At 72.6% G+C, this 12,414-nt stretch carries 9 protein-coding genes; 3 read left to right on the top strand and 6 right to left on the bottom strand.

Annotated elements, in window-relative coordinates; genetic code table 11:
• Positions 1-212 precede the first annotated feature (212 nt).
• Positions 213-509: a hypothetical protein gene (locus BLW04_RS00970; RefSeq protein WP_091536190.1), complete on the top strand. Its 297-nt coding sequence runs from the start codon at positions 213-215 to the stop codon at positions 507-509.
• An 83-nt stretch (positions 510-592) separates the two neighbouring features.
• Here the strand turns inward: BLW04_RS00970 and BLW04_RS00965 are convergent, their stop codons facing one another.
• Complete coding sequence (locus BLW04_RS00965; RefSeq protein ID WP_091536188.1) at positions 593-1,051, bottom strand: gamma-glutamylcyclotransferase family protein; 459 nt, start codon at positions 1,049-1,051, stop codon at positions 593-595.
• Between the two features lie 117 nt (positions 1,052-1,168).
• Between BLW04_RS00965 and BLW04_RS00960 the strand changes: the two genes are divergently transcribed.
• Together BLW04_RS00960 and BLW04_RS00955 are read left to right on the top strand one after the other, a co-directional pair.
• On the top strand, positions 1,169-2,578 hold the full coding sequence (locus BLW04_RS00960) for an NAD(P)H-quinone dehydrogenase (RefSeq protein ID WP_091536185.1): 1,410 nt from the start codon (positions 1,169-1,171) through the stop codon (positions 2,576-2,578).
• Between the two features lie 94 nt (positions 2,579-2,672).
• Positions 2,673-5,405, top strand: coding sequence for a reprolysin-like metallopeptidase (locus BLW04_RS00955; protein WP_139306691.1), 2,733 nt, complete (start codon positions 2,673-2,675; stop codon positions 5,403-5,405).
• Between the two features lie 331 nt (positions 5,406-5,736).
• Here the strand turns inward: BLW04_RS00955 and BLW04_RS00950 are convergent, their stop codons facing one another.
• From BLW04_RS00950 to BLW04_RS00930, 5 genes are all read right to left on the bottom strand, one after another.
• A complete protein-coding gene (locus BLW04_RS00950; RefSeq protein ID WP_091536181.1) occupies positions 5,737-7,836 on the bottom strand; it encodes an acyltransferase family protein in 2,100 nt (699 codons plus the stop codon).
• A 218-nt stretch (positions 7,837-8,054) separates the two neighbouring features.
• Complete coding sequence (locus BLW04_RS00945) at positions 8,055-9,815, bottom strand: acetyl/propionyl/methylcrotonyl-CoA carboxylase subunit alpha (protein WP_091536179.1); 1,761 nt, start codon at positions 9,813-9,815, stop codon at positions 8,055-8,057.
• Positions 9,816-9,870: 55 nt separating this feature from the next.
• Complete coding sequence (locus BLW04_RS00940; RefSeq protein ID WP_091536176.1) at positions 9,871-10,479, bottom strand: Maf family protein; 609 nt, start codon at positions 10,477-10,479, stop codon at positions 9,871-9,873.
• Positions 10,480-10,552: 73 nt separating this feature from the next.
• Positions 10,553-10,780 (bottom strand): acyl-CoA carboxylase epsilon subunit, encoded by a 228-nt coding sequence (locus tag BLW04_RS00935; protein WP_091536174.1) that lies wholly within the window; start codon positions 10,778-10,780, stop codon positions 10,553-10,555.
• Complete coding sequence (locus BLW04_RS00930) at positions 10,780-12,408, bottom strand: acyl-CoA carboxylase subunit beta (protein ID WP_091536172.1); 1,629 nt, start codon at positions 12,406-12,408, stop codon at positions 10,780-10,782. Before BLW04_RS00930 ends, BLW04_RS00935 begins: the two co-directional genes overlap by 1 nt.
• Positions 12,409-12,414: the final 6 nt, after the last annotated feature.

Below are 12,414 nucleotides of genomic sequence, written 5' to 3'. Positions count from 1 at the left end.
ACACCCCCCGCCCGAACGGCCTGCGACGTCGTCCGGCTGTCCGCGCCGATCGACGGCCTGGCCAGCCTCGACGCGGCGCTCCGCAGTGGGACGTGCGACCCCGACGAGCTGGCGGCGGCGGCCTTCGCTCAGGCTGGACTGCGCGACGTGGTCCGGTTGCGGCAGCTGGTCCGCACGCCGATCCCGGAGCGGCCTCGCCGATGGAGTCCCGCATGCGGTGGCGCTTCATCGACGGCGGGCTGCCGGCCCCTGAGCTGCAGGTGCGGGTGGTCGACGCGGCCTCGTGGCCGGAGATGGACACCGCCTGGCGCAAGCAGCGGGTCGGTGCGGAGTTCGACGGGCTCGAGGCCCACATGACCGCGACCCAGCTGCGGGACGACCGGCATCGGCACAACTGGCTCACCGAGCACCAGTGGACGCTGCTGCACTTCACGGGCGTCGACGTCTACCGCCGGTGGCAGCCGATGGTCGCCACGGTGGCTCGCGCGCTCGAGTTCGTCCCCGGGTGACGATCATGGAGCTGCGGTGCCGACGCGCCGACGTCCGCCGGTGTGTCGCCACGCCAGCTCCATAATCACGGGGAAGGGAGAGGTCAGACGCCGGTCGAGCGGCAGTCGCGTGAGCGTAGGCCGAGCAGGTAGTCGTCGGGCGCGCCGGCGGCCTCGGCGGCGTCGGCGATCGATCCCAGGTACCGGGCCGAGGGCAGTCCGCCCTCGAAGGCGTCCAGCGCGTAGGCGTAGGCGACCACGTCGCCGGCCAGCGTGTGCACCCGGAGGCGGACCTTGCGGTAGAGGCCGTGGTCGGCGCCCTCCCAGGCGTCCAGCGCGCGTTCGTCGGCCTCGGTGAGGTCGTAGAGCCCGACGAACACACCCGGGGAGGCCGACTCGGCCGGGACCAGCGTGGCCTGGGCGCCCTCCCAGCCGAACTCCTCGGCGCCGAACGTCAGACGCCAGCCGGGGATCCAGCCGGTGCCGGCGAAGGGGGAGGAGGGGCAGCGTCGCAGCATCTGCGCAGGATCCATGTTCGACCCGTACGCGGCATAGAGGCCCATCGGGTTGAGCCTAGCCACGGTCGGTGTGGCGGCCCCGACGAGGGGCGGTTCCGCCGTTCCGGGGATGCACCGGGGAGAATGGCCCGCGGAACGCCCCCGGACAGCAGAAGGACCCTCATGACCCGCATCGTGATCATCGGCGGCGGCCCGGCCGGCTACGAGGCCGCGCTGGTCGCCGCCCAACTCGGTGCCCAGGTCACCGTCGTGGAGCGGGACGGCATCGGTGGCGCGAGCGTGCTCACCGACTGCGTCCCCTCCAAGGCGTTCATCGCCGCCGCCGGCGCGATGACCGCGGTCCGCGACTCCGCCGTCCTCGGCCTGCAGGGCAGCGACCTCGCCACCGTCGGCCTGGATCTCGCGCACGTCAACAGCCGCATCCGCGGCCTGGCTGTCGCGCAGTCCGCCGACATCCACGCCCGGCTGGAGTCCGAGGCCGTCACGATCTTCGCCGGTCAGGCCCGGCTGTCCGACGACATCCGCGGGCTGGCCGCCCACCGGGTCGAGGTGCTCGACGGAGACGGCGAGGTCACGCGCGAGCTCGAGGCCGACGTCGTCCTCATCGCCACGGGGGCCGACCCCCGCGTGCTGCCCGGCGCGGAGCCCGACGGTGACCGGATCCTGTCCTGGCGCGACGTGTACGACCTCGAGGACATGCCCGAGCACCTGGTCGTCATCGGCTCCGGCGTCACCGGCGCCGAGTTCGCCTCCGGCTACCTGGAGGCCGGCGTCCCGGTCACGCTGGTCTCTTCCCGCGAGCAGGTGCTGCCCGGTGAGGACAGCGACGCCGCTGCGGTGGTGGAGACGGTCTTCCAGTCCCGCGGCGGGCGCATCGCGGAGAAGGGGCGCGCGGAGTCCGTCGTCCGGACCGAGAAGGGCGTGCGCGTCGCGCTGACCGACGGCCGGGTCGTCGAGGGGTCGCACGCGCTGATGACCGTGGGCACGGTGCCCAACACCGCCGGGCTGAACCTGGCGGCCGTCGGGGTGGAGCTGTCGCCGTCCGGCCACGTGCTGGTCGACCGCGTCTCCCGGACGACGGTCCCCGGCATCTACGCCGCCGGCGACGTCACCGGTGTCTTCCAGCTCGCCTCCGTCGCCGCCATGCAGGGCCGCATCGCCATGTGGCACGCCCTGGGCGAGGCGGTTGCGCCGATCAAGCTCAAGACCGTGGCGGCGAACGTCTTCACCCACCCGGAGATCGCCACCGTCGGGGTGCAGGAGAAGTCGCTGACCGAAGGGGCCGACGTGGAGGTCGTCCAGCTGCCGCTGGCCACCAACGCGCGGGCCAAGATGAGCGACCTGCGCGACGGCTTCGTCAAGCTGTTCACCCGCCGCTCGACCGACGTGGTCATCGGCGGCGTGGTGGTGGCGCCCGGCGCGTCGGAGCTGATCCTGCCGATCGCGCTCGCCGTGGCCAAGGGCCTGACCGCCGGCGACCTGGCCAACACCTTCGCGATCTACCCGTCGCTGTCGGGCTCCATCACCGAGGCCGGGCGCCGGCTGATGGGCGGCACCGACGACGTCTCCTGAGGGCTGTTGTGGCAGGTGGGGTTTCGCTGTCCCCTGAACGGGTGACGTTGGCACGGGACGCTCCAGTTCTCGGACCGGGACGCCGATGGAGGGGGTGGTCCCTTCTGCCCTGGAGCTGTACGTGCTCACGATCCACCTGCTGCGGTCCCCGCGGTCCCTCGTCATGGCTGCGGCCGTCGTCCTGGCCGGCTCGCTGGTCGGTGTCCCGTCCGCCCGGGCGGACGACGGCGCTGCCGTGGCCGCCGGCGACACGATCGTCGGTGAACTCGTCCAGGGCTACGCCGACCCCGGCCCGGCGACGGACGCCGCTCCGGAGCCTGCGGACGACGGCAGCGGCCTGCTGAGCTGGGTGCAGACCGCCCCCGGCGAGGCGGTCCGGGTGCCCACCAGTGACCTCGTCGACGTCGATGCCGGGTCCACGGTGGAGGTCACCGTCGGCGGCACGGTCCGCGACGAGGCCTCGGCGGACGGCCTGGAGCCGGCGCGGGACGTGCTCGCGGCCGAGGTCGTCGCGCCGGCCGAGCAGCCGGCCACGGCGGCCACCACGGCGCCGGTCAACCATCCGGTCACCGTGGTCATGCTGGAGCCGGCCGGTATGGCGGCCCAGCGCGCAGCCGACTCGACGACCCTCGCCCAGGTGGTGGCCGCGGTCAACGGGCCGGTCGGGGACTTCTGGGAGCAGCAGACCGGCGGTGCGGTCCGGTTCGGCGTCGTCGCCAGCTACGACTGGGCACCCACCACGGCCAGCTGCACTCAACCCTTCGACCTGTGGCGGGCCGCAGCTACCCGGGCGGGCTGGACGGAGGGCCCAGGCAAGCACCTCCTCGTCTACGTGCCGTACCAGTCACCCGGCTGCTCCTACGGTCTGGGCACCGTGGGTGGCAGTCTGGACGCCGGTGGCCTGGCCTACGTGGAGGGCACCGCGACCTCCGTCGTCGCCCACGAGTTCGGCCACAACCTTGGCCTCGGGCACTCCTCGGCCGTGCAGTGCGACCAGGGCACTGAGGCGGGCACCTGCCAGACGGTCGGTTACGGCGATTACTACGACGTCATGGGCATCTCCTGGGAGCAGGTCGGCACGCTGAACACCCCGCAGGCTGACCTCCTGGGCCTGCTGCCGGAGTCGGAGCGAGTTTCCCTCAGCGTGGCCAGCCCGCCCACCGACGTCACGCTGGTCCCCGTCTCCTCGACCACTGGCGGCACCCGGGCGGTGAAGTTGGTCGACGGCGACGGCGACACGTACTGGCTGGAGTACCGCCAGCCGAGCGGACAGGACAGCTGGCTCGGGAACTCGACGCTGAATCAGGCCGGCCTGCAGAGCGGGGTGACACTGCGCCGGGCGAGTGACGGCTCGGACACCTCCCTGCTGCTGGATCCCACGCCGTCGGCACAGTCGGCCTGGCCGCGCGACCGAGCGGTGGCGCTGCCCGTCGGCGCACCGGTCACAGTGTCCAACGGGGCCTACCAGGTGACGGTCCTCAGCGCGGGCACGTCGGGCGCCGGGGTCCGGGTCCTCTCGGCCACCGCGACCGGGCCCGACGACATCGACGCCGTCTACCAGGCCAGCGGAGGGGCAACGGGGCCCTACGGGGCGCCCGGCACGGGGCAGTGCCAGAGCGATCGCGCCGCCTGTTCTCAGGATTACCAGCGGGCCGTGATCGGGTGGACACCATCAGGCGGAGCCCACGCGGTCGAAGGGGCCATCCTCGCCACCTGGCGCGGTCTCGGGCGGGAGAACGGCTACTTGGGTTACCCCGTCACGGACGCGCGGTGCGGTCTCGTTGCCGGCGGCTGCGGGCAGCAGTTCGAGGGCGGCTCCGTGTACTGGTCACCCGCCAGCGGTGCACTGCCGGTCGGCGGCGCGATCCGGGCCCGCTGGACGTCGCTAGGCGCGGAGGCCTCCTTCCTGGGCTATCCAGTGACCGGCGAGCAGTGCGGGCTGCGCGGTGCGGGGTGCGTGCAGCAGTACCAGCGCGGCTCGCTGTACTGGTCCCCGGCGAGCAGCGCGCAGACGGTCAACGGCGCCATCCGCTCGCTGTGGACCGCGTACGGCGGCGTGGCTTCCTTCTTCGGGTACCCGGTGGCCGGCGAGCAGTGCGGGTTGCGCGGCGGAGGATGCGGGCAGCCGTTCCAGGGCGGCGCGGTCTACTGGACCCCGGCCATCGGAACACAGCCGGTCAACGGCGCGATCCTGGCGCGGTGGAAGGCGCTGGGGGCCGAGAACAGCTTCCTGGGCTACCCGGTGTCCACCGCACAGTGCGGCAAGCGGAACGGCGGCTGCGAGCAGCAGTTCCAGGCCGGCGCGATGTACTGGTCCCCGGCCACCGGAGCGCAGCCGGTCAACGGCGCCATTCGCGGGGCGTGGGCAGCCGCGGCAGGCGAGAACGGGTTCCTGGGCTATGCGACGTCCGGAGAGCAGTGCGTTCTGCGGAACGGGGGCTGCGTGCAGCGTTTCGAGGGCGGGTCGGTCTACTGGTCGCCGGCGACCGGTGCCGTGATCGTCAACGGGGCGATCCTGGTGCGGTGGGGCTCGCTGGGCGCGGAGAACGGCTACCTCGGTTACCCGATGGTGGGCGCACGGTGCGGTCTGCGGGACGGCGGGTGCTCGCAGCGCTTCGAGGGCGGGTGGCTCCTCTGGTCCCCGGGCACGGGGGCACAGCCCGTCAACGGGGCCATCGCCGGCAGCTACAGCTACTTGGGCGCGGAGGGCGGCTCGCTCGGCTATCCCGTCGACGGTCCGGCCTCGCTCTTCGACGGCGTGGTGCAGCACTTCCAGGGCGGCACGCTCACCTGGAACGCCACGAGGAAGCAGGTCTTCCGCTCCTGATCCGCCGGACCGGCTGGCCGCCGGTCGAATGGCGCGGCCCTGCTGGAGCACCGGTCCGGTCGAGGATGCCCCGGGACCCGGAGCGCCCACCGCGCTGTGCTGAGGGTCCGACGGTGGGGCAGGCACGCGCCTCGGCCCATGACGGGAGCTCGGGTCGCGGCCAGCGCAGTCGCCGTCCGACGGCTGTCGGGCGACCGATCAGGGCGGCGCGGGCTGACCCCCGCCCGAGGTGGCCGAGTGTGGCCGCCGAGGACACCGGCGCCGTCCCCGGCCGTCGGGAAGGTCACGGGTGCCCGGCCGTCCGAAGGAGGCCCCGCCCGGGGCCCCCGGCTCAGCCGGCGTCGACGAGCTCGAGCAGTGCGGGAGCGAGCGTCCGGCTGAACTGCGCGGACATGTGGTTGGCGTCCCAGTAGACCAGCGCACCGCCGACGACGGCGTAGCAGGTGTCCTCGTCGCAGAAACGGCCCGAGAGATCCAGCATCCGGATCCGATCGGACTCGACGAGGCCGGCGGCCGCCGTGGCGGCGTCCTCCGGGAAGGCGGCGTCCCGGTTCCGGGCGCACTCCACCGGCGCGTCGGGATGGGTGGCGACGCACTCGGGGACCTGGCGGTCCCCGGTCGTGGGGATGTCCCTCAGCACGAACACCTGCGCCCCCGTGCCGGCCCACGCAGTCCACATGTCCGCAAAGCCATAGGCGCCGGTCTCCGGCGAATCGTAGCCCGTGGCCGCGAACGTGTAGGCGCTTGCGAAGGCGGAGGTGAAGACGTAGTCCGGCGGGTCCGCTGCCAGCAGCTCCTGCACGTCCTGCCCCCACTGGTGACAGGCTCGGGTGTTGACGCCGTCGCCGTCGAAGAGCAGCACGCGGGCCGCGGTCGCCGGGCAACCGCCCTGGAACACCTCGACCAGCTCCCAGTTCTCCTCACGCGCGATCCGGTGTAGGGCGCCGCGCCAGTGCTCGGCGTGCGAGTCGCCGACCAGGGCGACCCGTCGCGTGGGGGGCTCGGCGCTGAACCGGCAGGTGGCCACCCGCAGGTCGTCCTCGGTGACCGTGCACGCCGGGTCGGTGAACCAGGGTTCGTCCTCGGGGGTGAGCGATACCGACAGTGGCGGCCCGAAGACCTCCGAGCACCCCGACCCCGGCGCCAGGGCGGCAGCACCGAAGCACGGCCGGCCGTCCGCTAGGGCCAGCCCGGCGCGGGCCGTGTCCTGCCGCTGGGCGACGTCGTGCAACTGCAGCGCGGCCACGCCCGCGACCACGGCCATCGTCAGCGCCGTCAGGACAGCGGTGAGGGCGGGCCGCGTGGCGAGCCGGCGCGACTTCTGCGCCGAGTCCTCCACCAGGACCTTCGTCGCCCACGCCACGCCGATGCTGAGCCCGATCAGCGCGATCTTCTCCGGCCAGGCCGGGGCGTGACCCAGGACGAACGGGCTGATGATGAGGACCGGCCAGTGCCAGAGGTACAGCGAGTAGGAGACAGCGCCCAGGAACTGGGTCGGCCACAGACCGAACAGCGGCCCGAGGGGATCGCGGCCACGCGTCTCGCCTGCCGCGATCACGGCCGCCGTGCCCAGCACCGGCACGAGTGCCAGCCACCCCGGGAACGGAGCGGCGCTGGAGTAGCGGACGGCGGATGCGAGCACCGCGGCCAGGCCGCCCCACCGGAGGCCGATCGGGGGGATGAGCGGCAAGGCCCCACGCCCGGTGCGGGGACTCACTGCCTTGGTGCGCATCCAGAGCGCCAGAACCGCCCCGACCCCGAGTTCCCAGATCCGGCCGGGAGTCACGAAGTAGGCGGCCGACGGCGTGTGCGCGGTCGCGTACACCGAGTAGGCCAGTGAGAGGCCGGTGACCACCAGGATGCCGGGCAACACCAGGCGGTACGGCCGGTCGCCGCCCGAGCGCCGGGCGAGCGCTACGAGCAGCAGGATGAGGGGGGGCCAGGCCAGGTAGAACTGTTCCTCCACCGAGAGCGACCAGAAGTGCTGGACCGGGGACGCCGCGTCGTCCAGCGCCGAGTAGTCCACGGCCCGGGTGGCCAGCAGCCAGTTCTGCACGTAGAAGGAGCTGGCCAGCACCTCCTTGGCCGTTCCCGCCCACCGCGTCACCGGCAGGAACAGCCACGTGGCGAGCGTGGCCACCACCAGCACGAGCATCGAGGCGGGGAGCAGTCGACGGGCGCGGCGTGCGTAGAAGGCGCGCAGGGAGACGGTGCCCCGGGTCAGCAGCTCTCGGTGCAGGTGGGAGGTGATGAGGAAGCCGGAGATGACGAAGAAGACGTCGACACCGACGTAACCGCCCGGGAGCACGTCCGGCCAGAAGTGGTAGACGACGACCAGCAGGACCGCCAGCGCCCGGAGCGCCTGCACCTCGGGGAGGAACGTCCTCGTCGTCCCCTGCTGGCGCAACCGGGGTGCCTCGAGGGTGTCCACCGTCGCTCCCTGTCACCATGTCCGTCCGGATGAACGGGCGTCAGCGCACGGGCCCGGATACCGATGAGCCACGATAACCCGCACCGATCTCAGTAGCGGTGGGCCGTCAACCGCACGAGGGCGGCATCGCAAGCTCAGGTCGCCGTCGGACACACCGCCCGGCCGGCGGCGCTGCGTCCCGTCCAGCGCCCTCCCGGCGCCCGCCGGTGCCGCGGGGGCTAGGCCTCCGCCGCGTCGGTGATCGTGCAGATGACCGTACCGCTGGTGACGGTCGCGCCCACCTCGGCGGCCAGCCCGGAGACGGCGCCCGCCTTGTGCGCGGTGATCGGCTGCTCCATTTTCATCGCCTCGAGGACGACGACCAGGTCCCCGGCGGCCACGGTGGCGCCGTCCTGCACCGCCACCTTGACGATGGTGCCCTGCATGGGCGCGGTGAGGCTGTTCCCGGAGGCGGCCGCACCGGCGCCGCCACCGCTCCGCCGACGCGGCTTGGCCACCGCCCCGGGGGCGCCCCCACCGGCGGCCAGTCCGGCCGGCAGCGAGACCTCCAGCCGGCGTCCGCCGACCTCCACCACGATGGTCTGCCGCGGCTCCGGCTCTTCGGCCTCGACCGGCGCGGCAGCGTACGGCGGCACCTGGTTGTCCCACTCGGTTTCGATCCACCGGGTGTGCACGGTGAACGGCTCGCTGGTGAAGGCGGCATCCCGGACAACCGCGCGGTGGAACGCGACGACCGTGGGCATGCCCTCCACGACGAGCTCGTCGAGTGCCCGGCGGGCCCGCTGCAGGGCCTCCGCGCGGGTGGCGCCGGTGATGATCAGCTTGGCCAGCATGGAGTCGAAGGCGCCTGCCACCTCACCGCCGGTCTCCACGCCGGAGTCCCAGCGGACGCCGGGCCCCTGCGGGACCTCCAGCTTCGTCACCGGTCCAGGGGCGGGCATGAAGTTGCGGCCGGCGTCCTCGGCGTTGATCCGGAACTCGATGCTGTGCCCGCGCGGGGCGGGGTCCTCGGTGATCTCCAGCGGCAGACCCTCGGCGATCCGGAACTGCTGGCGGACCAGGTCGATGCCGGAGGTCTCTTCGCTGACCGGGTGCTCGACCTGCAACCGGGTGTTGACCTCGAGGAAGGAGATCGACCCGTCCACGCCGACGAGGTACTCCACCGTGCCGGCGCCCACGTAGCCGGCGGCCAGGCAGATCGCCTTGGCCGAGGAGTGGATGCGCTCGCGCTGCTCGTCGGTCAGGAACGGCGCCGGGGCCTCCTCGACCAGCTTCTGGTTGCGTCGCTGCAGCGAGCAGTCGCGGGTGCCGACGACGACGACGGTGCCGTGCGTGTCGGCCAGCACCTGCGCCTCGACGTGCCGCGGCTTGTCCAGGAAGCGCTCCACGAAGCACTCGCCGCGGCCGAAGGCGGAGACCGCCTCCCGAACGGCGGAGTCGAACAGCTCGGGGATCTCCTCCATCGTGCGGGCCACCTTCAGGCCGCGCCCGCCGCCGCCGAACGCGGCCTTGATCGCCACCGGCAGCCCGTGCTCCTCGGCGAACGCGGTCACCTCGTCGGCACCGCCCACCGGGTCGGTGGTGCCCGGCACCAGGGGGGCGCCGACCTTGGTGGCGATGTGCCGGGCGGCGACCTTGTCACCGAGGTCGATGATCGCCTGCGGAGGAGGGCCGATCCAGGTCAGGCCGGCGTCGAGCACGGCCTGGGCGAAGTCGGCGTTCTCGGAGAGGAAGCCGTAGCCGGGGTGCACGGCGTCCGCGCCGGACTGGCGGGCGGCGTCCAGGATCTTGTCGATGACCAGGTAGGAGTCCCCCGGCGTCGTCCCGCCGAGGGCGAACGCCTCGTCGGCCGTGCGCACGTGCAGGGCGTCCCGGTCCGGCTCGGCGTAGACCGCGACGCTGGTGAGTCCGGCGTCCTTGCAGGCGCGGGCCACCCGCACCGCGATCTCGCCGCGGTTGGCGATCAGGACCTTCTGCACGTTCGTTCTCCCTCGAAAGACGTCCAGCGGACGGGTTGAGCTGGGAAGGCGCCGGTCAGCGTCGCCACAGGTCGCTCATCGACAGCCCGAGCCTGCCGAACTGGGTGCGCAGCAGGGGAAGCGAGAGCCCGACGACCGACGACGGGTCGCCCTCGATCCGGCGGACGAACGGGGCACCCAGCCCGTCCAGCGTGAACGCCCCGGCCACCGCCAGCGGCTCGCCGGTCGCCAGGTAGGCCTCGATCTCGGCCGGGCTGGGAGAGGCGAAGTGGACGACGGTGGAGGTCACCCCGACCTCGCGGGCGGCGATCCGGCCCTCCCGGACGTCGAAGACCGCCTGGCCGGTGTGCAGCGTGCCGCTGCGCCCGCTCATCCGCTGCCACCGGGTGCGCGCGTCCTCGGCGTCGGCGGGCTTGCCCATCCCGGCACCGCGGAACTCAAGCAGGGAGTCGGCGGCCACCACCAGGGCGTCGGTCTCGTCCTTCGCGACCGCCTGCGCCTTGGCCGCGGCCAGCAGGGCCACCAGCTCGGCCACCCGCGGGGCGGTCACGGCCGACTCGTCCACCCCGCTCACCACGACGTCGGGGGAGAGCCCGGCCTGGCGCAGCAGCTGCAGCCGGGCGGGGGAGGCAGAGGCGAGCACCAGACGCCGGTCCACGCTCACGAGTCCTCCTGGCTGGCGCTCGTCAGCCGCGTTCGCGACGCTGCCGTGTTCATGCGTGAGCTCGCACGCTCGCTCACGCGAACCTGCCCGCAGCTCGCCAGCCACCGGGGCCGGCCTGCAGGGGCCGCCGAACGGCGTCGCCCCGCTCGGCCCAGCCGCCCACCGGCGTCGGCCGGCGACGGGGGCGGCGCTGGGACAGCGCCGCGACGACGGCGGTCAGCGCGGCCAATTCCGCAGGCGTCGGCTCGCCCGTCACGACCCGCAGCAGCGGAGGCTGCTGCTCCTCGGTAGCCCCGGCCATCAGAGGGGGATGTTCCCGTGCTTCTTCGGGGGCAGGGTCTGCCGTTTGTTGGCCAGCAACCGTAGCGCCCGGACGATGTGGATGCGGGTGTGCGACGGGGGGATGACCGCGTCGACGTACCCTCGGTCGGCGGCGATGTAGGGGTTGGCCAGCGTGTCCTCGTAGTCGCTGATCAACTCGGCACGCAGCGCGTCGGGATCTTCGGCGGCGGCCAGTTCCTTGCGGTACAGGATCCCCACCGCGCCCTGTGCCCCGATGACCGCGATCTGGGCGGTCGGCCAGGCCAGGTTCACGTCGGCGCCGAGGTGCTTGGACCCCATGACGTCGTAGGCGCCGCCGTAGGCCTTTCGGGTGATCACTGTGATCAGCGGGACCGTCGCCTCGGCGTAGGCGTAGATCAGTTTCGCTCCGCGGCGGATGATGCCGTCCCACTCCTGCGAAGTGCCCGGCAGGAAGCCCGGGACGTCGACGAAGGTGAGCACCGGGATGTTGAAGGCGTCGCAGGTGCGCACGAAGCGGGCGGCCTTCTCGCTGGCGTCGATGTCCAGGGTGCCGGCGAACTGGGTCGGCTGGTTGGCCACGACGCCCACCGGCCGGCCCTCGACCCGGCCGAAGCCGATCAGGATGTTGGCACCCCACAGCGCCTGGACCTCGAGGAACTCACCGTCGTCGAGCACGTGTTCGATCACGGTGTGCATGTCGTAGGGGGTGTTGGGGGAGTCGGGGATGAAGGTGTCCAGCTCCCGGTCGTCCTCGGTGAGTGCGTCTGGCAGTGCGATGTCGACCGAGGCCACCTCGATCGCCGGCAGCGGGTCGAGGTTGTTGCTGGGCAGGTGGGACAGCAGCGCCTTGACGTAGTCGAGGGCGTCGGCCTCGTCCTCGGCCAGGTAGTGGGCGACTCCCGACTTGGTGTTGTGTGTGCGCGCGCCGCCGAGGTCTTCGAGCGTGACGTCCTCGCCGGTCACGGTCTTGACCACGTCGGGCCCGGTGATGAACATCTGGCTGGTCTTGTCGACCATCACGATGAAGTCGGTCAGCGCCGGTGAGTAGACGTGCCCGCCGGCCGCCGCGCCCATCACCAGCGAGATCTGCGGGATGACCCCGGAGGCATGCACGTTCCGCCGGAAGATCTCGGCGTACAGGCCCAGGGAGACCACACCCTCCTGGATCCGTGCGCCGCCGCCCTCGTTGATGCCGATGATCGGGCAGCCCGTGCGCACCGCCAGGTCCAGCACCTTGACGATCTTCTCGCCGTACACCTCGCCAAGGCTTCCGCCGAAGACCGTGACGTCCTGGGAGAACACGCACACCGGCCGGCCGTCGACGGTGCCGTAGCCGGTGACCACGCCGTCGCCGGAGGGTCGCTTGGCGTCCATGCCGAAGTTGGTGGAGCGGTGCCGGGCGAACTCGTCGAGCTCGGTGAATGAGCCCGGGTCCAGCAGTGCCTCGATCCGCTCGCGGGCGGTCATCTTGCCGGCCGCGTGCTGCTTTTCCACGGCCCGATCGGACCCCGCATGCGTGGCCTCCTGCACGCGGCGTTCGAACTCGGCCAGCTTCCCGGCTGTGGTGTGGATGTCGACGTCGTCCGGGACGTGTTCCCCGGCGCTCTCGAGTTCAGCAGCACTCACAGCGCC

It is taken from the genome of Modestobacter sp. DSM 44400 (genome assembly GCF_900107175.1).
Classification (GTDB): domain Bacteria; phylum Actinomycetota; class Actinomycetes; order Mycobacteriales; family Geodermatophilaceae; genus Modestobacter.
Note: the sequence above shows the minus strand (reverse complement) of the source record. Positions and strands in the feature narration are given on the sequence as shown.